This is a genomic window from Pseudomonas sp. GW821-FHT09C10 (assembly GCF_059418085.1).
Genome location: NZ_JBWKPE010000009.1, coordinates 118,440 through 142,550, shown reverse-complemented (window position 1 = coordinate 142,550; position 24,111 = coordinate 118,440). Strand labels below are relative to the sequence as shown.

At 62.5% G+C, this 24,111-nt stretch carries 22 protein-coding genes; 8 read left to right on the top strand and 14 right to left on the bottom strand.

Annotated features, from left to right (window positions below):
- Positions 1 to 74 precede the first annotated feature (74 nt).
- From pqqA to AC07OT_RS18335, 4 genes are all read left to right on the top strand, one after another.
- Positions 75 to 146, top strand: coding sequence for a pyrroloquinoline quinone precursor peptide PqqA (gene pqqA / locus AC07OT_RS18350; protein ID WP_010209364.1), 72 nt, complete (start codon positions 75 to 77; stop codon positions 144 to 146).
- Positions 147 to 273: 127 nt separating this feature from the next.
- A complete protein-coding gene (gene ercA / locus AC07OT_RS18345; protein ID WP_065926995.1) occupies positions 274 to 1,437 on the top strand; it encodes an alcohol dehydrogenase-like regulatory protein ErcA in 1,164 nt (387 codons plus the stop codon).
- On the top strand, positions 1,421 to 2,791 hold the full coding sequence (locus AC07OT_RS18340) for an ATP-binding response regulator (protein WP_495108694.1): 1,371 nt from the start codon (positions 1,421 to 1,423) through the stop codon (positions 2,789 to 2,791). The genes ercA and AC07OT_RS18340 overlap by 17 nt, the downstream gene beginning before the upstream one ends.
- A gap of 78 nt (positions 2,792 to 2,869) precedes the next feature.
- Positions 2,870 to 4,348, top strand: a complete 1,479-nt coding sequence (locus tag AC07OT_RS18335; RefSeq protein ID WP_495108693.1) for a DASS family sodium-coupled anion symporter — start codon at positions 2,870 to 2,872, stop codon at positions 4,346 to 4,348.
- Between the two features lie 202 nt (positions 4,349 to 4,550).
- On the opposite strand, the gene AC07OT_RS18330 is transcribed toward AC07OT_RS18335, so the two are convergent.
- Positions 4,551 to 5,549 carry an NADP-dependent oxidoreductase gene (locus AC07OT_RS18330; RefSeq protein ID WP_495108692.1) on the bottom strand — a complete coding sequence of 333 codons (999 nt, stop codon included), beginning with the start codon at positions 5,547 to 5,549 and terminating at the stop codon, positions 4,551 to 4,553.
- 29 nt (positions 5,550 to 5,578) lie between these two features.
- Positions 5,579 to 6,367, bottom strand: a complete 789-nt coding sequence (locus tag AC07OT_RS18325) for an SDR family NAD(P)-dependent oxidoreductase (RefSeq protein ID WP_065926998.1) — start codon at positions 6,365 to 6,367, stop codon at positions 5,579 to 5,581.
- A 177-nt stretch (positions 6,368 to 6,544) separates the two neighbouring features.
- Between AC07OT_RS18325 and AC07OT_RS18320 the strand changes: the two genes are divergently transcribed.
- The 3 genes from AC07OT_RS18320 to AC07OT_RS18310 all read left to right on the top strand — a co-directional run bounded on the left by AC07OT_RS18320 (position 6,545) and on the right by AC07OT_RS18310 (position 10,034).
- Entirely contained in the window at positions 6,545 to 7,144 is a 600-nt protein-coding gene (locus AC07OT_RS18320; RefSeq protein ID WP_065940426.1) for a TetR/AcrR family transcriptional regulator, read from the top strand.
- A gap of 104 nt (positions 7,145 to 7,248) precedes the next feature.
- A complete protein-coding gene (locus AC07OT_RS18315) occupies positions 7,249 to 8,892 on the top strand; it encodes an MFS transporter (protein ID WP_495108691.1) in 1,644 nt (547 codons plus the stop codon).
- A complete protein-coding gene (locus AC07OT_RS18310) occupies positions 8,889 to 10,034 on the top strand; it encodes an HlyD family secretion protein (RefSeq protein ID WP_027606218.1) in 1,146 nt (381 codons plus the stop codon). The genes AC07OT_RS18315 and AC07OT_RS18310 overlap by 4 nt, the downstream gene beginning before the upstream one ends.
- A 197-nt stretch (positions 10,035 to 10,231) precedes the next feature.
- On the opposite strand, the gene AC07OT_RS18305 is transcribed toward AC07OT_RS18310, so the two are convergent.
- The 9 genes from AC07OT_RS18305 to copC all read right to left on the bottom strand — a co-directional run bounded on the left by AC07OT_RS18305 (position 10,232) and on the right by copC (position 18,626).
- Positions 10,232 to 11,119, bottom strand: a complete 888-nt coding sequence (locus AC07OT_RS18305) for an aldose 1-epimerase (protein ID WP_495108690.1) — start codon at positions 11,117 to 11,119, stop codon at positions 10,232 to 10,234.
- On the bottom strand, positions 11,119 to 12,399 hold the full coding sequence (locus AC07OT_RS18300) for a TRAP transporter large permease (RefSeq protein WP_495108689.1): 1,281 nt from the start codon (positions 12,397 to 12,399) through the stop codon (positions 11,119 to 11,121). Before AC07OT_RS18300 ends, AC07OT_RS18305 begins: the two co-directional genes overlap by 1 nt.
- 1 nt (position 12,400) lies before the next feature.
- The gene (locus AC07OT_RS18295) at positions 12,401 to 12,928 is read right to left on the bottom strand and encodes a TRAP transporter small permease (RefSeq protein ID WP_115487080.1); all 528 of its coding nucleotides are present in this window, start codon (positions 12,926 to 12,928) and stop codon (positions 12,401 to 12,403) included.
- A 66-nt stretch (positions 12,929 to 12,994) separates the two neighbouring features.
- Complete coding sequence (locus AC07OT_RS18290; protein ID WP_495108688.1) at positions 12,995 to 13,957, bottom strand: TRAP transporter substrate-binding protein; 963 nt, start codon at positions 13,955 to 13,957, stop codon at positions 12,995 to 12,997.
- 51 nt (positions 13,958 to 14,008) lie between these two features.
- Entirely contained in the window at positions 14,009 to 14,884 is an 876-nt protein-coding gene (locus AC07OT_RS18285; protein WP_495108687.1) for an SMP-30/gluconolactonase/LRE family protein, read from the bottom strand.
- Between the two features lie 30 nt (positions 14,885 to 14,914).
- On the bottom strand, positions 14,915 to 15,733 hold the full coding sequence (locus tag AC07OT_RS18280) for an NAD-dependent epimerase/dehydratase family protein (RefSeq protein ID WP_027606223.1): 819 nt from the start codon (positions 15,731 to 15,733) through the stop codon (positions 14,915 to 14,917).
- Between the two features lie 224 nt (positions 15,734 to 15,957).
- Positions 15,958 to 17,208: an OprD family porin gene (locus AC07OT_RS18275; RefSeq protein ID WP_495108686.1), complete on the bottom strand. Its 1,251-nt coding sequence runs from the start codon at positions 17,206 to 17,208 to the stop codon at positions 15,958 to 15,960.
- Between the two features lie 191 nt (positions 17,209 to 17,399).
- Positions 17,400 to 18,257 carry a copper homeostasis membrane protein CopD gene (gene copD, locus AC07OT_RS18270; protein ID WP_495108685.1) on the bottom strand — a complete coding sequence of 286 codons (858 nt, stop codon included), beginning with the start codon at positions 18,255 to 18,257 and terminating at the stop codon, positions 17,400 to 17,402.
- 3 nt (positions 18,258 to 18,260) lie between these two features.
- Positions 18,261 to 18,626, bottom strand: coding sequence for a copper homeostasis periplasmic binding protein CopC (copC, locus tag AC07OT_RS18265; RefSeq protein WP_065940165.1), 366 nt, complete (start codon positions 18,624 to 18,626; stop codon positions 18,261 to 18,263).
- Positions 18,627 to 18,741: 115 nt separating this feature from the next.
- Here copC and AC07OT_RS18260 point away from each other — a divergent pair, with 115 nt between their 5' ends.
- Positions 18,742 to 19,362, top strand: coding sequence for a TetR/AcrR family transcriptional regulator (locus AC07OT_RS18260; RefSeq protein ID WP_027606227.1), 621 nt, complete (start codon positions 18,742 to 18,744; stop codon positions 19,360 to 19,362).
- Between the two features lie 95 nt (positions 19,363 to 19,457).
- Here AC07OT_RS18260 and preA read toward each other — a convergent pair whose 3' ends face one another.
- From preA to hydA, 3 genes are all read right to left on the bottom strand, one after another.
- Positions 19,458 to 20,732, bottom strand: a complete 1,275-nt coding sequence (gene preA, locus AC07OT_RS18255) for an NAD-dependent dihydropyrimidine dehydrogenase subunit PreA (RefSeq protein ID WP_065927011.1) — start codon at positions 20,730 to 20,732, stop codon at positions 19,458 to 19,460.
- Complete coding sequence (locus AC07OT_RS18250) at positions 20,732 to 22,099, bottom strand: NAD(P)-dependent oxidoreductase (protein ID WP_495108684.1); 1,368 nt, start codon at positions 22,097 to 22,099, stop codon at positions 20,732 to 20,734. The genes preA and AC07OT_RS18250 overlap by 1 nt, the downstream gene beginning before the upstream one ends.
- 157 nt (positions 22,100 to 22,256) lie before the next feature.
- Complete coding sequence (gene hydA, locus AC07OT_RS18245) at positions 22,257 to 23,696, bottom strand: dihydropyrimidinase (protein WP_065940163.1); 1,440 nt, start codon at positions 23,694 to 23,696, stop codon at positions 22,257 to 22,259.
- Positions 23,697 to 24,111: the final 415 nt, after the last annotated feature.

The following is a 24,111-nucleotide window of genomic DNA, read 5'->3' as shown; positions in this document are numbered from 1 at the left end:
GCATTCGCACCCCCATCCCCCCATGCATTAATGCCTTTACCGGAATCTTCCGGCACAACAAGAGGACTCTCCCCATGTGGACCAAACCCGCCTTCACCGACCTGCGTATCGGCTTCGAAGTGACCATGTACTTCGCCAGCCGCTGATCCATCTCCGGCCAGCCTCGCGCTGGCCGGTGCCCTATGGGGAATGACCCTTTGGTCTGATTGCAAACGCCTGGGAATGGGTTAGTGTGAAGCGCATCTCCCAAAAATAATAACAACAGGCTTTCCAATGAGCCCCAATCTGAGCCTCCTGCGTAAATTCGTCTCGCCTGAAATCATCTTCGGTGCCGGCTGCCGGCACAACGTCGGTAACTACGCCAAGACCTTTGGTGCGCGCAAGGTCCTGGTGGTCAGCGACCCCGGTGTGATCGCCGCCGGATGGGTCGCCGATGTGGAAGCCAGCCTGCAGGCCATCGGCATCGACTACTGCCTGTACAGCGCCGTGTCGCCCAACCCGCGCGTCGAGGAAGTGATGCTCGGTGCCGAGGTGTACCGGGAAAACCATTGCGACGTGATCGTGGCGATCGGCGGCGGCAGCCCCATGGACTGCGGCAAGGCCATCGGCATTGTGGTCGCCCATGGGCGCTGCATCCTCGAGTTCGAAGGCGTGGACACCATCCGTGTGCCGAGCCCGCCGCTGATCCTGATCCCCACCACCGCCGGCACCTCGGCGGATGTCTCGCAGTTCGTGATCATTTCCAACCAGCAGGAACGCATGAAGTTCTCCATCGTCAGCAAGGCGGTGGTGCCGGATGTGTCGCTGATCGACCCGGAAACCACGGCGAGCATGGATCCGTTCCTGTCCGCCTGTACCGGCATCGACGCGCTGGTGCATGCGATCGAGGCGTTCGTATCCACCGGCCACGGCCCGCTGACCGACCCCCATGCGCTGGAGGCCATGCGCCTGATCAACGGCAACCTGGTGCAGATGATCGCCAACCCCGGCGATATTGCCCTGCGCGAGAAGATCATGCTCGGCAGCATGCAGGCGGGGTTGGCGTTCTCCAATGCGATCCTCGGCGCGGTGCATGCCATGTCCCACAGCCTCGGCGGGTTTCTCGACCTGCCCCATGGCTTGTGCAACGCGGTCCTGGTGGAACACGTGGTGGCGTTCAACTACAACTCGGCGCCGGAGCGTTTCAAGGTGATTGCCGAGACCTTCGGCATCGATTGCCGTGGCCTCAACCACCGACAGATCTGTGGGCGCCTGGTGGAACACCTGATTGCCCTGAAACACGCCATCGGCTTCCATGAAACCCTCGGCCTGCATGGCGTGCGCGTGGCGGACATTCCGTTCCTGTCCCAGCATGCGATGCACGACCCGTGCATCCTCACCAACCCGCGCGAGTCCAGCCAGCGTGATGTCGAGGTGGTGTATGGCGAAGCGCTCTGACGACCAGCAACAGGCCCTCGCCGGTCTGTTGGGCCTGGGCAATCACTCGGCGCGCAAGAGCCACTACCCGGAACTCACCGCGCGTCTCGACGAGCTGGAGGCCGAGCGCAACCGCTATATCCGTCTCAACGATGAGCTGGAGCAGCGCGTGGCGGCGCGCACCGATGAACTGCTGGAAGCCAACCACAACCTGCAACAGCAGATCGCCCAGCGCGAGCAGGTCGAGCAGGAGCTGCGTGACGCCCGCGATGCCGCCGAGGCCGCCAACCGCAGCAAGGACAAATACCTCGCCGCCGCCAGCCATGACCTGTTGCAGCCACTCAACGCCGCGCGACTGCTGATCTCCACCCTGCGCGAGCGCAACCTGCCCAGCGTCGAACAGGTGCTGGTGGAACGTACGCACCAGGCCCTGGAAGGCGCCGAGGATTTGCTCACCGACCTGCTGGATATTTCGCGGCTCGACCAGGCGGCGGTCAAGCCGGACGTGGCGCTGTATCGCCTGGATGAGCTGTTTGCGCCGCTGGTCTCGGAGTTCCAGTCGGTGGCGCTGGCGGCCGGGCTGAACCTGCGCGCGCGTACCGGCCATTATGCGATCCGCACCGACCTGCGCCTGGTGACGCGGATCCTGCGCAACTTTCTCAGTAATGCCTGTCGCTACACCGACGAGGGCTGCATCCTGCTCGGCGCGCGCCGCCGTGGCGATCGCCTGCGCCTGGAGGTGTGGGACACCGGGCGCGGCATCGCGGCCGACCGCCTCGACGCGATCTTCCTTGAATTCAACCAGCTCGACGTCGGCCGTGCCTCGGACCGCAAAGGCGTAGGGCTGGGCCTGGCGATTGTCGAGCGCATCGCCGAGATCCTCGGCTACCCGGTGGCAGTCCGTTCGTGGCCCGGGCGCGGTTCGATGTTCAGTATCGAGGTGCCCATCAGCGAAGAGATGCCCCTGGCGATCAGCCAACTGCCGGCGCAACCGAGCACGGGCAACCCGCTGCCGGGAAGGCGCCTGCTGGTAATCGACAACGAGGTGAGCATCCTCGACAGCATGCGTGCGCTGCTGGCGCAGTGGGGCTGCGAGGTGATCACCGCCACCGACCAGGCCGGGGCGTTGCTGGCGTTGCAGGGCAGGGCGCCGGAGCTGATCCTCGCCGACTACCACCTTGACCATGGGGTGGTGGGTTGTGCGGTGGTCAAGCACCTGCGCGAGCATTTCGCGCAGAACATCCCCGCCGTGATCATCACCGCCGACCGCACCGACCAGTGCCGCCGCGCGCTGCGCCGCCTGGACGCACCGTTGCTGAACAAACCGCTCAAGCCCGGCAAGTTGCGGGCGGTGTTGAGCCAGTTATTGACCTAGGGTTGATACCCGTCAACACCTGTTGCGGCGCTTTGCCCCATGCTGCGGGCTCTGATTCAGCGCCCGACGGAGCCCGCCATGAACGCCCCCGCAACAACCGCAGCCTCATTCAAGTTGCCCCCGGGCCTGGTGATTGGCGTACTGGTGATGGTCGGCGTGCTGCTGTTGCCGCTGCCCGCCGACCTGCCGGTGGCCGGGCAGCGCATGCTGGCGATCCTCGCGTTTGCCGTGGTGGTGTGGATCACCGAGGCGGTGTCCTATGAAGCCAGCGCGATCATGATCACCTCGCTCATGGCGTTTTTGCTCGGCACCGCGCCGTCGCTGCAAGACCCCACGCACCTGATCGGCTCCAGCCCGGCCATCAGCATGGCGCTTACCGGCTTTTCCAACCCGGCACTGGCCCTGGTGGCGGGCGCATTGTTCATCGCGGCGGCCATGACCCACACCGGCCTGGACCGGCGTATCGCCCTGGTGACCCTGACCCGCGTCGGCACCAGCACGCGGGGCATTCTGCTGGGGGCAATTGCGGTGACCATCCTGCTCAGCCTCGTGGTGCCCAGCGCCACGGCGCGCAGTGCCTGTGTGGTGCCGATCATGATGGGCGTGGTCGCCGCGTTTGGCGTGGACAAGCGCTCCAACATCGCCGCCGGCCTGATGATCGTGGTGGCCCAGGGCACCAGCATCTGGAACGTCGGCATCCAGACCGCCGCCGCGCAAAACCTGCTGACCGTGGGCTTCATGGACAAGATGCTCGGCCAGCGCGTGTCGTGGATCGACTGGCTGATCGCCGGCGCGCCGTGGGCGGTGATCATGTCGGCGGTGTTGCTGTTCCTGGTGATCAAGCTGCTGCCGCCGGAAACCGACAGCATCCCCGGTGGCAAGGAGGCCGTGGCCCAGTCCCTGGTGGACATCGGCCCGATGACCGGCCCGCAGAAACGCTTGCTGACGGTGTCGGTGCTGCTGCTGTTGGCGTGGGCCACGGAAGGGCGCCTGCACCCGTTCGACACCACCTCGACCACCTACGCCGGGTTGGTGTTCCTGCTGCTGCCGGGCATCGGGGTGATGACCTGGAAGGATGTGCAATCGCGCATCCCGTGGGGCACGGTGATCGTGTTTGGCGTGGGCATCAGCCTCGGTACCGCATTGCTGACTACCCAGGCCGGGCAATGGCTGGGGTCCCAGGTGGTGGCGCACACCGGCCTGGATCAGGTCGGGCCGTTAGGGGTGTTTGCGATCCTGGGGGCGTTTCTGATTGTGATCCACCTGGGCTTTGCCAGCGCCACGGCACTGACTTCGGCGTTGTTGCCGATATTGATTGCGGTGCTGCAGACCTTGCCGGGGGAGTTCAACCGCTTGGGCATGACCATGCTGTTGGGGTTTGTGATGAGCTACGGGTTTATCCTGCCGATCAATGCGCCGCAGAACATGGTGTGCCTGGGGACCGGGACGTTTACGGCGCGGCAGTTTGCCAAGGTGGGGATCCTGGTGACGTTGATCGGGTATGGGTTGATGTTGGTGTTTGCGGCGACCTACTGGAGCTGGCTCGGTTGGATCTGATGTGAAATGCGCTTGTGGATGCCCATGAGATCCACTGTGGATGTGGTGAGCGGGCTTGTCCCGCGCTGGGCTGCTCGGCAGCCCCAAAACCAGCCACTGCGCAATATCGGGTACACCCCATTCGTCCTTCATTGGGGGCGCTTCGCACCCCAACGCGGGACAAGTCTGCATCGCCATCAGCTTGAGCGTTGGGTGGGCTTAGTCATAAGACCTTGATCACCACCTTGCCCTTGGCTCTGCCCCGTTCGACGTAGCTCAAGGCCTCAGCCGTTGCCTCGAGAGGGAAGGTTCGGTCGATCACCGGTGTGATGGCGCCGGACTCGACGAGCGCGGTGATTTTCTGCAATTGCGCACCGCTCGCACGCATGAACACGAACCCGTAGTCGACGCCCTGCCTGCGGGCTTTTCTGCGTATGCCGCTGCTTAACAGGCGCATGACCCAGCCCAGTCCCCAGGACAGCTTTTGCTCGCGTGCGAACTCGGCGGTCGGTGGTCCCGAGATGGAGATGAGCTGCCCACCCGGCTTGAGAATGCGCAGGGATTTTTCCAGTTCGGCGGGGCCGAGGCTGTTCAAGACGACGTCGTAGTCACGCAACACGTTTTCGACGTTCTGCTGCGTATAGTCGATGACCACGTCCGCTCCCAACGCCTTGACCCACTCCACGTTGGCGGTGCTGGTCGTGGTGGCAACGAAAGCCCCCAGGTGTTTTGCCAGCTGGATGGCAATGCTGCCGACACCACCGGAGCCCGCCTGGATAAAGACTTTTTGCCCCTTCTTCACGCGGGCTGTTTCAACCAGCACCTGCCAGGCGGTCAGTGCCACCAGGGGCAGGGCGGCGGCTTGTTCCATGCTGGTGTTGTTGGGTTTCAGTGCGAGGGCACTTTCCTCAATCGCGATCAGCTCGGCAAAGCCACCGATTCGCGCGTCGGGCGGGCGCGCGTAGACCTCGTCACCGGGCTTGAAGGTGCGCACGCCTGACCCTACGCGAACAACGACACCAGCCACGTCGTTGCCCATGATCAGCGGGAATGTGTAGGGCAGGATCAGTTTGAATTCACCCTTGCTGATCTTCGAATCCAGCTGGTTGACGCTGCTGGCATGTACCTTGACCAATACGTCGTGGATGCCCGGTTCCGGATCCGGTACCTCGGCAAGGCGTCCTTGATGCTTGCCGTAACGGTCAATCAGGAAGGCTTTCATCGTTCGGTTCCCATGGCTATACGTGACAATCACGCCTTGGCTTGATAGCGCTCGGCGACGACCGACTGGCGAATCTCTGACAGCAAACCCTGGCGGGCGGCTTGCAGGGCATCCCAGCGGGCGGCGTCTTGCAAGGGCGGAATGGTCACCGGTTCGCGACGATCAAAACCGACCAGCGCAGCATCGACCAACTCGTCCACGCTCATGATTTCGCTCAGGGTATTGATGTCGATGCCTGCGCGATCCCAGATTTCCGTGCGGGTGGCGGCTGGAAGAACGGCTTGCACGTAGACGCCTTTGGGCGAGAGTTCGAGGCTCAGCCCTTGGGATAGAAACAGCACGAACGCCTTGGTTGCACCGTAGACGCTCATGCCGAATTCCGGTGCCAGCCCCACCACTGAGCCAATGTTGATAATCGCGCCGTTACCGGCGTGTACCAGGCGTGGCGCGATGGCGCTGGCGAGTCGCACCAGGGCGGTGGTGTTGAGCGCAACCAGGTTGGTAACGCTGTCGATGGATTGTTCGATGAAGCTGCCGGAGAGGGCGGCGCCCGCGTTGTTCACCAGGATGCCGATACTGGCGTCATCACGCAGGCGTGCTTCGACGCGGGCCAGGTCACCGGTTTGAGTCAGGTCGGCCTGGATCACGTCAATGGACACCGCGTGTTTCTCACGCAGCTGCGAGGCCAGTGCGTCCAGTCGGCCTTTATCGCGGGCAACCAGCACCAGGTTGTGCCCACGTTGGGCAAAACGCTCGGCGTAGGTCGCGCCAATGCCTGTGGAGGCGCCAGTGATCAGTACGGTTTCGGGAGTGCTCATAAATGGATGCTCTTGAGTGTTCAGGATGATCAGGTACGGCGATCGGCGCCACACAGCCGCAGGGATAGGTGCGGGTGGTTTTATGATGTCGATCATAATCAAAGTTGTCAATGGTTTTGATTATGAACGACATCAGAGTATGATCAGGCCATTGTTCAGGAGTCGCAGGGGCGCGAAATGAAGATCACCAAGACGCAATCACTCGCCAACCGAGCTCATATTGTGGAGACGGCGTCAGAGCTGTTTCGTGAGCGTGGCTATGACGGTGTGGGTGTGGCAGAACTCATGGCTACCGCGGGTTTTACCCAGGGAGGCTTCTACAAACACTTTGGCTCCAAGGCCGATCTGATGGCCGAAGCGGCCGAAAACAGCCTGGCCAAATCCCTGTCGAGTACCTGCGATCTCGACGTGCCGGGATTTGTCGACCTGTACGTGTCCAGGGATCACCGCGACGGCAGGGCAGCGGGGTGTACCCTGGCAGCCCTGTGCGGTGACGCCGCCCGCCAGCCCGGTGATCTGAAGGCGACCTTTGCCAGTGGCGTTGAAAATACGCTTGCAGCCCTTGGGGACAAGTACGCGCAGGCGGTGGATGTCACCAGGCAAGAGGCACGCGCGAAGATGATCGACCTGCTGGCCCATGCAATCGGTGCGGTCATGCTGTCGCGGGCGTGTCCGGATGACTCGCCGCTCGCGGATGAAATACTGGAAACCTGCCGCGCCGAGATCATCGCGGCATTGCCCTCGACTAAAGAAAGCGCTGTAGGAGTGACTGAATAGGCGCTGAACGATGCGCCCAAGATGGCAAGATGAACCCCGCTCAGGTTTACTACTCTGAGTAGTGGTTTTACCGACGTCACCCGTCGGCTCATCTAGGTCATCGAATGGACAAATACACCCCCCGCCCCTGGGAACCCCACGAGCGCCCGAGCCTGCCGGGCTCGCCGTCGACGCCGTTGCATCCGACGCACAAGCGCTGGCTGTTTGCGATGGTCGGCGTGCTGGTGGCAATCACCGGTGGCCTGGGCAACGCGTTGGTCATCGCCAACCTGCAATACCTGCAAGGCGCCCTCGGTGCAACCACGGCGGAAATGGCCTGGCTGCCTGCCGCCTATGTGATGACCAACGTGTGCATGAACCTGCTGCTGGTGAAGTTCCGCCAGCAATTCGGCCTGCGGGCGTTTACCGAGGTGTTCCTGGTGCTGTATGCGCTGGTGACCTTCGGCCACTTGTTCGTCAACGACCTCAATTCGGCCATCGCCGTACGGGCGGCCCATGGCATGGTGGGTGCGGCGCTGAGTTCGTTGGGCTTGTACTACATGATCCAGGCGTTCCCGGCCAAGTGGCGGTTGAAATCCCTGGTGCTGGGGCTGGGCACGGCGCAGTTGGCGTTACCCCTGGCGCGGCTGTTCTCCGAGGACCTGCTGCAGATCGCCGAATGGCGCGGGCTTTACCTGTTCGAACTGGGCCTGGCGCTGATCTGCCTGGGTTGTGTATTCCTGCTCAAACTGCCCCCCGGCGACCGCTTCAAGACCTTTGAAAAACTCGACTTCGTCACCTTCGCCATTCTCGCCAGCGGTGTCGCGCTGCTGTGTGCGGTGCTGTCCCTGGGGCGTATCGACTGGTGGCTGGAAGCGCCGTGGATCGGCGTGGCCTCGGCCTGTTCCCTGGTGCTGATCATGGCCGGCCTGGCCATCGAGCATAACCGCGCCAACCCGATGCTGATGACCCGCTGGCTGGGCAGCGGCACCATGATCCGCCTGGCGCTGGCGGTGATCCTGATTCGCATGGTGCTGTCGGAGCAGTCCACCGGTGCGGTGGGGTTCATGCAGATGCTGAACATGAGCTACCAGCAGATGCATACGCTGTACGTGGTGATGCTGGCCGGCGCGATCAGCGGGCTGGTGGTCAGTGCGCTGACGATCAACCCGGCGCACCTGCTGATGCCGCTGGTGATTTCCCTGGCGCTGATGGCCACCGGCTCGGTGATGGACAGTTTCTCCAGTAACCTCACGCGTCCGCAGAACCTGTACATCAGCCAGTTCCTGCTAGGCTTCGGTGGCACCTTCTTCCTGGGGCCGACCATGGTGCTGGGGACCAAAAACGTGCTGGCCAACCCGCGTAACCTGGTGAGCTTTTCGGTGATGTTCGGGATTTGCCAGAACCTCGGCGGCCTGATCGGCGCGGCCTTGCTCGGCACGTTCCAGATCGTGCGCGAGAAGTATCATTCCAGCATGATTGTCGAGCACCTGACGCTGCTCGACCCGCGTGTGGCCGCGCGGGTGCAGGGCGGCGGCTCGGCCTATGGCGGTATCGTCGCCGACCCGGAACTGCGGAACCTCATGGGCATCCGCAGCCTGGCCACGGCGGCGACCCGCGAGGCCAATGTCATGGCCTACAACGATGTGTTCATGCTGATCGCGATTGTCGCGATCCTGACCATGATCTGGATCTTTATCCGCAGTCTGTGGCTGATGAGCACCACTAAAACAGCCACTCCCGTTCAACCCAGCGGCGCTACTTCATGACCGAACCGACCACCACGACCACCAACGCCATCGCCGCCACCCCGGAAGGCACCACGCCGCCCGGCGCCACGGTCACCGAGCCGCGCTCCTTGCGCGTGCGCATTCTCTCGTCCCTGGGCTTTGCCGCGATTGCCATCGTTGGGGTGCTGATCGTGCTGTATGCCTGGCAATTGCCGCCGTTCAGCAGCGCGGTGGAAACCACCGAGAACGCCCTGGTGCGCGGCCAGGTGACCATCATCGGCCCGCAGCTCAGCGGCTATGTGTTCGAGGTGCCGGTGCAGGACTTCCAGTACGTCAAGGCCGGCGACTTGCTGGTGCGCCTGGATGATCGCATCTACAAACAGCGCCTCGACCAGGCCCTGGCGCAACTGGCGGTGCAGAAGGCCGCGCTGGCCAATGTGGTGCAGCAACGCAACAGTGCCGAAGCCACCATCAAGCTGCGCCAGGCCGCACTGGTGGACAGCCAGGCCCAGGCGCGCAAAAGCACCGCCGACCTGCGCCGCAACGAAGAGTTGATCAGCGACGGCTCGGTGTCCCGGCGCGAGCTGGACGTGACCCGCGCCGCCAATGCCCAGACCATCGCGGCGGTGGCCCAGGCCCAGGCCAGCCTGGAAATCGCGCGGCAGGATTTGCAGACGGTGATCGTCAATCGCGGCTCCCTGGAAGCGGCGGTGGCCAGTGCCGAGGCGGCGGTGGAGCTGGCGCGGATCGACCTGTCCAACACCCGCATTACCGCGCCCCGTGACGGGCAGTTGGGGCAGATTGGCGTGCGCCTGGGGGCCTACGTCAACTCCGGCGCGCAGTTGATGGCGCTGGTGCCGAAGCAGCTGTGGGTGATCGCCAACATGAAGGAAACCCAGATGGACAATGTGCAGGTCGGCCAGCCGGTGACCTTCACCGTGGATGCGCTGAACCACCGCAGGTTTCACGGCACGGTGCAGCATATCTCCCCGGCCACGGGCTCGGAGTTCAGCCTGTTGCAGGCGGACAACGCGACGGGCAACTTTGTGAAGATTGCCCAGCGCGTGCCGGTCAGGATTACGGTGGACCCGGATCAGGCTGAGAGCGAGCGGTTGCGGCCGGGGTTGTCGGTTGTCGTGAGTATCGACACGGCTGGGCGGCTGAAAAACTCTCCACCCTGACATCACTGTCGGATTACGGGCACACCGAGCCTGGGCGAGGTGCCGAGTGGTGGGGCAAGAGCCCTTTTGGTTACTTTGGGCTGGGCCGGCATTCCGGCTCCTTTCCAAAAGTGAGTCGCTGTAAGAGCGGAACCCTAAGTGGCCGTTACCGCAGCAACGGATATGTACTCATTCCACGCCAACATCCTGGTCGGCTGTCAGGCCGCCATCGGGGGCAAGCCCCCTCCCACATGTTGAATGTATTTCAGGTTGAAATTGAGCTGGACCGACTGATTCTGTTCCAGCAGTTTCAGGCCCGGCCGTCCCGCCAGGTGATGAGCATTCACCGGATGGCTCACCGGCTCGATGCAAAAGAACCCCAGCCCCGGCGGGCAGTACAGCAGGAAGTAATCGGCCCCGCTGGCCTGGCATTCCAGCGCATAGCCCAGGTCTGGCTGTTCGATCCGGCAATAGCCATCCCACTGGCAGAAGCCATTGTCCACCAGGCCTTCGGGCAGGGGCTTCAATACCTGGAAATCCCACTCGCCCGGCACCGGCGCCAACCCCGTCGGCAGCTTGGATGCGTCACTTATCCACACCTGTGCGGCCCTGGCCTGCAACCGGGTACCCGGCCGGCGCGGAAAGTACGGATGCAAGCCCACGCCATGCCATGCGGCTGTTTCGGCCAGATGGGTCACCCGCAGTTCAATACTCAACGCTCCTTCGCTCAAGCGAATCCGCTGCTCGGCGCGATAGGCAAACGGCGTCTCGCACAGCACCTCCAGCACCACTTCATCCGCCGTGTGGCTGACCACCTGCCACGCCTGTTGCCAGGCCGAGCCATGGATCGGCAGCGGATCGGTGAGGCTGTTGGGCGTGAGCGGGAGCCAGCCGTCGGGGTTGTCGAAACCGCCGTGGGCAATGCGGTTGGACCAGGGCACCAATGGATAGCACCCCAGCTTGCCCGGCAAACCGGTATGGATCGCCTGCTCATCGTTATGGCGCAACAACGGCTGGCCGGTGGCGCGCACCGTCCAGTTGACGAGGCTGCCGCCCACGGCCGGGTTCAGGGTGAGGTGGGTCAGGTTATCTTCGAGTTCAATCATCACAGCACCACGCTCGGCAGCCACAACGACAGCGCCGGAATGTACGTCACCGCCATCAGCACCAGGAACAGCACGGCATAAAACGGCAGCAGCGCCTTCACGGTCTTCTCGATACTGACCTTGCCCACCGCCGCCCCCACGAACAGCACCGCACCCACCGGCGGGGTGATCAGGCCGATGCCGAGGTTGACCAGCATGATCATGCCGAAGTGCACCGGGTCGACGCCGATACCCAGCACCACCGGCAGCAGGATCGGCGTGAGGATCAGGATCAGCGGTGCCATGTCCATCACCGTGCCGAGCAACAGCAGCATGGCGTTGATGCACATCAGGATCACGTAGCGGTTGTCCGACAGGGTCAGAAACAGCGTGGTGATCTTCGCCGGGATCTGCATCAGGGTCATGATGTAGCCGAAGCTGGCCGCGAAGGCGATCAGGATCATCACGATGGAAATGGTGCGCACCGTGCGGTGCATCAGCTTGGGCAGCTCGCTCCACTTGTAGTCGCGGTAGATGAACATGGTCACGAAGAATGCCCACAACACGGCAATCGCGGCGGACTCGGTGGCGGTGAAGATGCCCGAGAGGATGCCGCCGAGGATGATCACCATGGCCATCAGGCCCCAGAGCGCGTCGGCGCAGATTTTCAGCGCCTGCTTGAGCGGGATCACTTCGCCCTTGGGGTAGTTGCGTTTTTTCGCGAAGACCAGGCACAGCACCATCAGGCACGCGCTCATCAGCAAGCCGGGCACCACGCCGGCCATGAACAGCGAGGCGATGGACACCGTGCCGCCTGCCGCCAGGGAGTAGAGCACCGAGTTATGGCTGGGCGGGGTCAGCAGCGCCTGCACCGAACCGCTGACGGTGACGGCGGTGGCAAATTCCCGTGGGTAGCCACGGCGCTCCATTTCCGGGATCAGCACCGAGCCCACCGAGGCGGTGTCGGCCACCGACGAGCCGGAGATGGCGCCGAAAAACGTCGAGGCCATGATGTTCACCAGCGACAGGCCGCCGCGTACAAACCCCACCAGCACCCCGGCAAACGCCACCAGCCGGCGCGACATGCCGCCTTCGGCCATGATCGCCCCCGCCAGCACGAAGAACGGAATCGCCATCAGCGAGAATTTGTTCACCCCGCCTGCCACCTGAATCATCAGGGCCTGGAACGGGATGTCGATCCACCACGCGCCAATCAGCGCAGACAAACCCAGGGCGTAGGCCACCGGCATGCCGATCAGGATCAAGGCGATAAAGCTGCCCAGCAGAATCAATGCGTCCATATCAGGCAGCCCCTTCGCTTTCTTCCACCAGGTCGAAGCGCACCACGCGCCGGTTGCTCTGGTCACCGAGCAGGAGTTTTTCCACTACGAAGATCAGGGTCAGCAGCCCGCCAATCGGGATCGGCATATAGGTGATGCCCACGCGCAGGGTCGGGATGGCGCTCATGAACTGGTTCCAGGTGGACAGGCACAGCTTGGTGCCCCAGATCGCCATGAACAGGCAGATGGTGCCCATCAACAGTTGCGACAGGATGCCGACGAGGCGGCGCTGGGCGGGCGGCAGGCGGTCCGTGACCATGGCCACCGACATATGCGCGCCGGCGCGGTAGCTGGCGGCGGCACCGATAAAGGTAAACACCAGCATCAGCAGGATGGCGGTGGGCTCCGGCCAGCTGGAGCCGGTGCCGAGGACGTAGCGGGCGAAGATGCCCCAGGGAATGATCAGCGCGACGCCGAGAACCGAAAGGCCGGCGACCCAGATGCAGGTCATGTAGATGCGGTCGTTGATGCGCAGCAGTAGATTCTTCATGGCGTTCACCGTAACCGGGCGCGGCGGTGCAGACCGCGCCGGGCCTTTTGCGAGAGGCAGGGGAGGTTATTGAACGGCGTCGATGCGCGCGATGATGTCGGCGTAAGGCGCGCCGTACTTGGCGCGAACCGCTGCGGTGGCGTCATAGAAGGGCTTTTTGTCGACGGTGATGAACTCGACGCCGGCCTTTTTGAGTTTTTCCTCACTGCTGGCGGACTTGGCGTCCCACAGCACGCGCTCATCGGCCTGGGCGGCCTTGGCGGCGTTTTTGACCATGACCTGTTGCGCCGGGGTGAGCTTGTTCCAGGTGATTTTCGACATCACGATGGGCTCGGGCAGGATCAGGTGCTCGGTGAGGGTGTAGTACTTGGCGTTCTGGAAGTGATTGTGTTCCAGCAGGGTTGGCGGGTTGTTCTCTGCGCCGTCGATCACCCCGGTCTGCAGGGCGCTGAAGATCTCGCCGGTGTCCATGGCAATGCCGTTGGCGCCCATCGCGTTGAATGCATCGATGAACAGCGGGTTGCCTTGCACGCGGATCTTCATGCCCTTGAGGTCTTCGATCTTGCGCACCGGCTTCTTGGTGTAGAGGTTGCGTGTGCCGCCGTCCATCCAGGCCAGGGCCACCAGGCCGAACTCGGAGTCGGTGATCTTGGCGAGGATCTCATCGCCGATCTCGCCATCGATGACCTTGCGCATATGCGCCTGGTCGCGGAACACGAACGGCAGGTTGAACACGTTCACGTCCGGCACCACCGGCCCGACGATGCCGAGGCTGACACGGGTCATCTGCACGGCGCCGACCTGGGCCTGTTCGACCACTTCCTTCTCGGAGCCCAACACGCCGCCCGGGAAGTACTTGAAGGTCAGTTCGCCGTTGCTTTCCTTGGTCAGGGCCTTGCCCATGTTTTCTTCGGCGACGACGGTGGGGTAGCCGGCGGGGTGGATGTCGGCGAATTTGATTTCCAGCGCATGGGCGGCGCTGCTGAGGGTAAAGACTGCGGCGGCGAGCAAGGTGCGTTTGAAGTCCATGGGAGGTCACTCCTGTGTTGTTATTGTTGTATTCAAGGCACAGCGATGCAGCTAGAGGATGAAGTGGGGCTCCGGCAATCCGGTGACGCCGGGGTTGAGGGCGAACACGCCACCGGACACTGACTGGGCACTCTGGTCGTCACGGATCGAGGTGACGAACAGGGTGTCCAGGCGGCTGCCGCCGAAGGCGCACATAGTGGGTTTTTTCACCGGCACGCTCAGGGAGCGGTCCAGGCGTCCATCGGGGGTGAAGCGGTGGATCAGGCCGGCGTCGTTGGCGCAGATCCAGTAGCAGCCATCGGCGTCCACGGCGGCGCCGTCGGGGCGGCCGAGGTACTGGTGCATATCGATGAACACGCGACGGTTGGACGGCGTGCCGGTGTCGATGTCGTAGTCGAAGGCCCAGATCTGCTGGACCAGCGGGTGCGAATCCGAGGCATACATCGTGCGGCCATCGGGGCTGAAGGCCAGGCCGTTGAGGGTGATAAAACCGTCCAGCTGGGCGTGGGGGGCTGAACCCGATGCATAGCGATAGAGGATACCTTCGGCCGCATTCGCGCCCATGTTCAGCACCATGCTGCCGGCCCAGAAACGGCCCTGGCGGTCGCAACGGCCGTCGTTCAGGCGCATGTCCGGGCGTGGATGCTCGACACTGGCCAACGGCGTGGTATCGAGGCTGCCGTCGTTGTGCGGCGTGAGTTGGAAGAAGCCGGTTTCCATCCCGGCGACCCAGTTGCCCGCGCTGGTGCGGGCAATGCAGGCGAGCATCTGCGGGGCTTTCCAGGCGGCAACGTGGCCGCTGGCGGCGCTCCATTTTTGCAGGCCGCCGTTGGGGATATCCACCCAGTACAGGGCGTTTTCCTCGGGCACCCACACCGGGCATTCGCCCACGGCATTGCGGGCGTCGACAATCAATTCAGCAGTCATGGCCACTCATTCCCTTGGGTTGGTGTGAACTCAGTCACCGAACGGCCCAGCGGCGCAGAACGCCCCACCCTGATAGACCTTGGCCGGGTCATCGGCGGCCACCGGTGGCTGGGCTTCGACCTGGGCACGGAAGACTTCGGAGCTGTCTTTCGGGGCGTAGCCCAGGTGCGCGGCGTAGCGGTTGTCCCACCAGGTGTCGAGGTTATCCGACATGCCGTAGACCACGGTGTGACCGACATTCGGCGTATACAGCGCGCGTTCGAGCAGTTGGGTCAGGTCGTCGAAGCTCAGCCAGGTGTGCATCATCCGGCGGTTCTGCGGTTCGGGGAACGAGGAGCCGATACGGATGCTCACGGTCTCGATGCCGTAGCGGTCGAAGTAGAAGCTCGCCATGTCTTCGCCGTAGGACTTGGACAGGCCGTAGTAGCTGTCGGGGCGGCGTGGGGAGTGGGCGTCGATGGTTTCGGTCTGCTTGTAAAAGCCGATCACATGGTTGGAACTGGCGAAGATCACACGTTTTACCCCATGGCGGCGCGCGGCTTCGTAGATATGGAAGGTACCGCTGATATTGGCGCCGAGGATTTCTTCAAACGGACGCTCCACCGATACACCGCCGAAGTGCAGGATGGCGTCGACGCCTTCCACCAGGTGGTGCACCGCTTGTTTGTCGGCGAGGTCGCAGGGCTGGACTTCTTCCGAGGCATCCACCGGCGGGGCCATGCTGGCGATGTCCGACAGGCGCAGCACCTGGGTGTAGGGACGCAGGCGTTCGCGCAGGACTTTGCCGAGGCCGCCGGCGGCACCTGTGAGCAGCAGGCGGTTGAAGGGAGCGGGGGTGGTCGTGGTCATGGGGATTCCAAATTTTTTGTTGTAGGTTGTCGTATGACTATGTCGAAGTATTGTTAGGGATCCCCCAGGTTGTCAACGTTCTTGCGGACAGAGTGCGGAGCAAAATGTGGGAGAGGGTTTGCCCTCGATGAGGGCATGCCAGTGAATGCATCTGTTACTGACTCACCGCCATCGGGAGCAAGCCCCCTCCCACTGGGGATTTTCTGGGGCTGGGAGACTAGGTTCTACAGCAGGGAGAGTGGATAGCTGATAAAGATCCGGTTTTCGTCGAACTCGTTGTTGCTGAAATTCCGACGCATGGTGGAATTCCGCCACTTGACGTTGAGGTTCTTCAACGCACCGCTCTGCACGGTGTAGGCCAGTTCCGATTCGCGCCCCCATTCCTTGCCATCGGTGATTGCCCCGGTGTGTACGTTACTGCCGCTGATATAGCGGTTCATCAGGGTCAGCCCCGGCACGCCGAGTACCACGAAGTTGAAGTCATGCCGCACCTGCCAGGATTTTTCCTTGGCGTTGTCGTAGCTGGCGTTGTAGCTGTCGTTGGCCAGGGTGCCGCCACTGGTGCCGTTGACGCGCATCCACACGCTGTCGCCGGTGAGTTTTTGCAGGCCCACGTAGAAGGTGTTGCCGCCGTATTTGGCCGAGAGCAGGGCGAACGTGGTTTTGTTGTCGAGGTCGCCGGCCAGGGCGCTGCCGTCTTCCTTGCCGTTGAAGAAACCGAGGTTGGCCCCCAAGGTCCAGTCACCCACGGGCTGGCTGTGGGTCAGGTTGAAGTACTGCTGCTGGTAGATATCGGTCAACTCGGCGTACCACACACCGACCTGGGTGCGCTTGTCGTTAAAGGTGTATTCGCCGCCGCCGAAGTTGAAGCGATCGGAGGTGAACGCCGCTTTGCCGTTCATGAACATGTCTTCCATGCTCGCGTCGTTGCGCGGGCTGTTGCCGCGAAACTGGCCGCCGTAGAGGGTCAGGCCGGCGATTTCGCTGGACGTCACCTGGCCGCCGCGAAAGGTCTGGGGCAGCGAGCGGCCATCGTCGGAGCGCAGGATCGGCAGCACCGGCATCCATTCGCCGACCTTCAATTCGGTCTTCGACAGCCTGGTTTTCAGCGCCACGCCCAGGCGCCCGAAGTTGTCGGCGGGGCGGCCGTCATCGTGGATCGGCAGCAACTGGGTACCGCCGGTGCCTTTGCCGCCATCGAGCTTCTGGGAATACAGCCCCAGCACATCAATGCCGAACCCCACGGTGCCCTGGGTGAAGCCGGACTTGGCGTCGAGAATAAAACTCTGCGTCCACTCTTCGGCCTTGTCCTGGGGGTTGCTCGGGTTGGTGAAGTTGCGGTTGAAGTAGGCGTTGCGCAGGTTGAGCGTGGCCTTGGCGTCGTCGACGAAACCGTCGGCGTGGGCGAGGAGGGGCAGGGTAAACAGGCCGATAACACTGAGACGCGCGGACGAATTGCGGGCGAATGGACTCACAGTGACGCTCCCTTTCATTTGTTGTTTTTATTATTCGTTATACGTCGTCGTACAACATTGGAGCGGATATTTGCGGGGTTTTCAGGGTGTGTCAAGCAGAAGTTATACGATGACTAGGTGAGGGTTGATCCAGAGCGCACAGGGTCAATGTGGGAGGGGCGGTGCGACGATTCGACTTGCCCCTTCCACATTCAGCCCGCCAGGACCATCGGCGGCAAAGTGCCAAGGAGTGAAACGGCCGCGACTGCACAAACACCGAGCAGCCATTCCAGCATCACGCTGGCCTTCAAGCTGCCCAACCGCTGTTCGCCGCTATCCAGGCGCAACCGGTTCAACAATGCCAGCGCCAACATGCCCAGCACCAGCATCACCTTGATCAACAGAATCAGGGCAAAACCACTGAACAACGGCGTGGGCCACAGCTGTCCGGTGAGTACGCGCACATTGATCAGGCCGGTCACCAGCAGGCCGCTGACCAGGCCATAACCCACGCCGCTGAAACGACGCAGGACAGGCGCCAGTTCAACACGGTGTGGCTGCCTGAGGATCAATACCAGCAGCAGTAACCCACCCAGCCATGCGCCGACGCATACCAGGTGCACCACTTGGTTGAGGATCAACAACTGCCCGCTCAGCCCGTCGAGCATGGCGCCATGCCCGACCGGGGCGAGAGTCATCAGCAACAGTGTGAGCAATGGCAGGCGCGGGGCGTTCCACGGGGTCATCAGGGCGATGACCAGCAAGCCATTGACGATCAGGTGCCAGGTCCACACCTGGCCAAAAAAGGTCTTGCCCAGCACCAACTGCACGGTCGACAGTTCCAATGCCGCCGGCCATGAACCGGCCATGCTGGCGGTAATCAACCCCAGCCAGATCAGCCCCGACGTGAGGGCCGTCCATGCCAGCCCACGGGTGATGCGCAGCAATTGCCGGTCCAGCACCGGCTGCGGTTCAGCGCCGAGGAGCCAGGGCCTGAATACACTGGCCCCGAACATCAACAGCACGACGATGAAATGCACGAACCGGCACAGCACCAGCAGCGTCGCCATGGATTATTGGCCGACCTTGAAGCTGTATTCACCGTTGCTCTTGTGGGTGTCCACCGACACCGCATTCCACACCACCTTGTAGGTGCCCGCCGCAAGTGGGGCGGCCGGTGTCACCACCAGGGTTTTCTTGTCGGCGTCCGGGGTTTCCAGGCCTTTGATAGCGATTTCGGTGCCGTCCTTGCTCAAGGAGACTTTGGTGAAGGTGGCTTCGACGCCTTCGCTGAAGGTCAGGCGCAGGTCTTTGGGCGCGGTGACGCTGCTGTCTGCCGCAGGCGTGGCGCTTTTGAGATGAGCATGGGCAAATGCTGCAGAGGCACCCAGCAGGGAGGCGAGCAGGGCGACAGTGGTCAGGGTTTTCTTGATCAACATGGTGCAATACCCATCAATGGTTAGGAGCGGGCAGTGTACGAAGTTTCGACTGCGCCTGTCGCCCCGATCTAGAGCGGTGGTAGTCTTTGGGGCATGTCTTTGTCAGGGAGCCCTTATGGGCAATCACAAGAGCGGAATTCGTCGGGTCAACGTCGAGAAAATCCTGCTGGCGGCGGAGAAAATCTTCGCCGAAAAGGGCTACGGCAGCACCGCCATGGCCGATATCGCCGAAGAAGTGCAACTGCCGCGCTCCAACCTGCATTACTACTTCACCACCAAGAGCGAGCTTTACAGCGCGGTGCTGTTCGACCTGCTGGAAGTGTGGAAGCAGGACGCCCTCAGCTTCGAAACCTTCGATGACCCCCGGGTGGTGCTCAGCAGCTATATCCGCGCCAAGATGCAGCGCTCGCGCACGCGGCCCTATGGCTCCAAGGTCTGGGCCAACGAGATCATCCACGGCGCGCCGACACTCGGTGAGGCGTTGGATGAAAGCCTGTACGACTGGGCCAAGATGAAGGAAGCGAAAATTCGCCAGTGGGTGGAAGACAAGCGCATCCTGCCGGTGGAGCCGTCGAGCCTGCTGTACATGATCTGGGCGTCGACCCAGCACTACGCCGACTTTGATCACCAGGTGAAGATTTTGAATGATCACCAGCCGTTGTCGGATATGCAGTTCGAGAAGGCGATCCAGACGGTGACCAGTGTGATTTTGCGTGGGATTGGGTTGGAGCCTTGAGTACTGTGGTGGGGCTTAGGGCCTCATCGGGGGCAAGCCCCCTCCCACATTTGATGTGTGGTGTGGGAGGGGGCCCCCGAGAGCGGCCTGCAGGCCTAAACCGCTTCCCGGTACGGATTCCTCGGATCCTGCGTCCAATTCAAAAACGGCTTGCCCGTGTCGATCGGCACCATCTCGATGCAATCCGCCACCGGGCAGGTGATCTGGCACAGGTTGCAGCCCACGCATTCATCATCGATCACTTCGTATTTATGCGTGCCGTCCGCCTGTTTCAGACTGGCGATGGCCTGGTGCGAGGTATCCTCACAGGCAATGTGGCAACGCCCACAGCCAATGCACGCCGCCTGGTCGATCCTGGCGATCACCTGGTAATTGATGTCCAGGTACTTCCAGTCCGTGGTGTTGCCCACCGCGCGCCCGGAAAATTCTTGCAGGCTGGTGTAGCCCTGGCTGTCCATCCACCGCGACAGCCCATCCTTCATCTCTTCCACTATGCGAAAACCATGCAGCATCGCCGCCGTGCACACCTGCACCGCGCCGCAACCGAGGGCGACGAATTCCGCGGCGTCGCGCCAGTTGCCGATGCCGCCGATCCCGCAGATCGGTAGGCCTTGGGTCTGCGGGTCACGGGCGATTTCGGCAACCATGTTCAGGGCAATCGGCTTGACCGCCGAACCGCAGTAACCGCCGTGGGTGCTCTGGGTGCCGACCATCGGCAGGGCGACCATGCGTTCCAGGTCCACGCTGGTGATGGAGTTGATGGTGTTGATCAGCGACACCGCGTCCGCACCGCCGCGATACGCCGCCCGCGCGGCTACGCGGATGTCGGTGATATTCGGCGTGAGCTTGACGATCACCGGCAGCGAGCAATAGGTCTTGCACCAGCGCGTCACCTGTTCCACGTACTCCGGCACCTGGCCCACCGCCGCGCCCATGCCGCGTTCGGGCATGCCGTGGGGGCAGCCGAAGTTCAGCTCGATACCGTCGCAGCCGGTGGCTTCCACCAGGGGCAGGATGTTTTTCCAGGACTCCTCCACGCAGGGCACCATCAGCGACACGATCAGCGCGCGGTCGGGCCAGTCCTTTTTGACCTGGGTGATTTCCCGCAGGTTGATCTCCAGGGAGCGGTCGGTGATCAGTTCGATATTGTTGATGCCCAGCACTTCACGGTTGGCGCCGTAGTGCGCCGAGTAGCGCGATGACACGTTGACCGCCGCCGGGTCTTCACCCAGGGTTTTCCACACCACGCCGCCCCAGCCGGCTTCAAATGCGCGGACCACGTTGTAGGCCTTGTCGGTGGGCGGTGCGGAGGCCAGCCAGAACGGGTTGGGGGCCTTGATACCGGCAAACACAATCGAGAGATCGGCCATTACGCAGCCTCCACATTCAGCATGAGTTGGGCGTGCATGGCTTCGGCGGCCAGCTTGCCGTGTTGCACCGCCTGCACGGTGAGGTCCTGGCCGAGGCTGACGCAGTCGCCGCCGGCATAGACCCCAGGGATGCTGGTGCGCAGCTGTTCGTCGACGAAGATACGCTCGCCGACGCGATGCAGCTGTTGCGCCAGGGGATCGTGCAAGGCGTCGTTGTCGAAGCCCTGGCCGATGGCCTTGAAGATGGCATCGGCGGCCAGTTCGAAGGTTTCTCCGGTGGATTGCAGGCGGCCGTTTTCCAGGCGGGTACGGGCGAAGCGCATGCCACGTACGTGGCCCTGGTCGTCGAGCAGGACTGCTTCGGGTTGGGCCCAGGTCAGCAGGCGCACCTGGTTGGCCTTGGCGATGTCCTGCTCATGCTGGGTGGCGCCCATATCGGCCAGGCCACGGCGGTAGACGAGGTTCACATCACGGGCACCGAGCCGGGCCATTTGCACGGCCATGTCGATGGCGGTATTGCCGGCGCCAAGCACAATGCAGCGGTCGGCCAGGGGCAGTTGAGTCAGGTCATCGGCCTGGCGCAGTTCGCGGATATAGTCGGTGGCGGCGAGCAGGCCGGGGGCGTCCTCATGGGGTAAGCCAAGTTGCTTGCTGGCCGCCAGGCCCAGGCCGAGGAACACCGAATCGAATTGCTGGTGCAGTTCGCTCAGGGTGAGGTTGTCGCCCAGGCGCTGGCCATGGCGGATTTCAATGCCGCCGATCTGCAGGAGAAAATCCAGTTCCTTCTGGGCGAAGTCGTCGACCAGCTTGTACTTGGCGATCCCGTATTCATTCAGGCCACCGGCCTTTTCCCGCGCTTCGAAGATCACCACGTCGTGCCCGTGCACAGCGGCGCGATGGGCGCAGGCCAGCCCTGCGGGACCTGCGCCGACCACGGCGATGCGTTTGCCGGTGGGGGCGGCACGCTGGAACGGGTGTTCGCTGAAGTGGGCGTTATCGATGGCGTAGCGTTGCAACAGACCGATCAGCACCGGCGCGCATTCTTCGGCGTTGTTACGCACGCAGGCTTGCTGGCAGAGGATCTCCGTCGGGCAGACCCGCGCGCAGCTGCCGCCGAGGATGTTGGCCGAGAGGATTTTCTGCGCGGCGCCCTGGACGTTGTCGGTGTGGATATTGCGGATGAACGACGGGATATCGATTTCGCTGGGGCATGCGTTTACGCAAGGGGCGTCGTAGCAATACAGGCAGCGCGAGGCTTCCAGTTGGGCCTGGCGCGCATTGAGGGGCGGCGCCAGGTCGGTGAAATGGCTGGCGAGGGTGGCGCCGTCTTCATGGGGATGGGGGAGGTGGGTCAGGGTCTGGATCACGGTGTGGGCCTCACGGTTTTTTTTGGATTGCCTCTAAGTGGGCATTTTTGTTGCTTGTTCGGGCCTCATCGGGGGCAAGCCCCCTCCCACATTCGACCGAGTTGTATCTGAATGAATGCGGTCAAGTGTGGGAGGGGGCTTGCCCCCGATAGCGGTCTCAGCGCTTTACAGCAACCGGCCTGGAATGCTCCGCCCGCTTGCTCAACTGTTCGAACACCGACGGATATGCCGGCCGTTCCACATAGCGCCCGGCGCCACGCTCGGCGCGCAGGTCGCCATCGGCCCAGACCAGCTTGCCCTGGCTGATGGTGTGGCTCGGCACGCCGCGCACGGTCTTGCCTTCGAAGATGTTGAAGTCGACCTTCTGATGGTGGGTCTTGGCGGAAATGGTCCGCGTGCCTTCGGGATCCCACAGCACCAGGTCGGCATCCGCACCCACGCGGATCGCGCCTTTGCGCGGGTAGAGGTTGAAGATCTTCGCGGTGTTGGTGGAGGTCAGCGCGACGAATTCCTGCATCGACAGGCGCCCGGTGTTGACCCCTTCGTGCCACAGCAGCGCCATGCGGTCTTCTATACCGGCGGTGCCGTTGGGGATCTTGCTGAAGTCGTCACGCCCGGCGGCTTTTTGCTCGGCGCAGAAGCAGCAGTGGTCGGTGGCGGTGGTGTGCAGGTTGCCGGATTGCAGGCCATGCCACAGTGCTTCCTGATGCCCGCGCGGGCGGAACGGCGGGCTCATCACATAGCCGGCGGCGGTTTGCCAGTCGGGGTGCTGGTAGACGCTGTCGTCCAGCAGCAGGTGGCCGGCGAGCACTTCGCCGTAGACTGCCTGGCCCTTGCCCCGGGCGTAGGTGATTTCATCCAGTGCTTCCCGGGTGGACACGTGCACCAGGTACAGCGGCGTGCCGATGGTCTCGGCGATACGGATCGCGCGGCTGGCCGCTTCGCCTTCCACCTGGGACGGGCGCGACAGCGGGTGCGCTTCCGGCCCGGTGATGCCCTGGGCCATCAGCTTGCGTTGCAGGTGGTACACCAGCTCGCCGTTTTCCGCATGCACGGTGGGCACGGCGCCGAGTTCCAGACAGCGTTCGAAGCTGGCCACCAGGGTATCGTCGGCCGCCATGATCGCGTTCTTGTAGGCCATGAAATGCTTGAAGCTGTTGATGCCGTGGTGGCTGACCAGCTCGGCCATTTCCTCGCGCACCTGCTCGCTCCACCAGGTGATTGCTACATGAAAGCCATAGTCGGACGCGGATTTTTCCGCCCAGCCCCGCCACTGATGGAACGCTTCCATCAGCGATTGCTGCGGGTTGGGAATCACGAAGTCGATAATCGACGTAGTGCCCCCGGCAAGACCCGCCGCCGTGCCGCTGAAGAAATCTTCACTGGCCACAGTGCCCATGAAGGGCAGTTGCATATGGGTATGGGGGTCGATGCCGCCGGGCATCAAATATTGGCCGCTGCCGTCGAGTTGTTCAGTGCCGGCGGGAATATCCAGGTCCGTGCCAATGGCGCGAATCAGACCGCCTGCGCATAAAACATCGGCGCGGTAACTTTCATCATGGGTAATAACGGTAGCGCCACGGATCAACAGCGACATGTCGAGTTCCTCACAGGCTTGACCGGCTTGTGCCAGTTCTAAGTGTTGTATGGCTACGCGCCGATGGTCGGTTAATTCCTGTCATCGGTGACAGGAATAGAAACTAGCCCGAGTTTTTCGATTGGGCAAGAAGATTTTTTATAAGCTTATATTGAATTTAAGTTATTGATTTATAAGGTTAAAAATAAGAAATCACCAAAATGCAGCGGCCTCTCACCATTTTGACGCACTTGACAGGTTCACAATATGAGCAACATTTCTTATTGCAAATCAGACGCTTGAGAGATGCCTCTTGACGGGGTCGGTAAATAAAAATAATTGTGGTGCACCAGATTGAGTCCTGACAGTTCGGATAACTTGCGCGTTAGTTAGCCTGAGTCACGCGGCAAGTACCGTAGGCACAATCGGAAAGCTG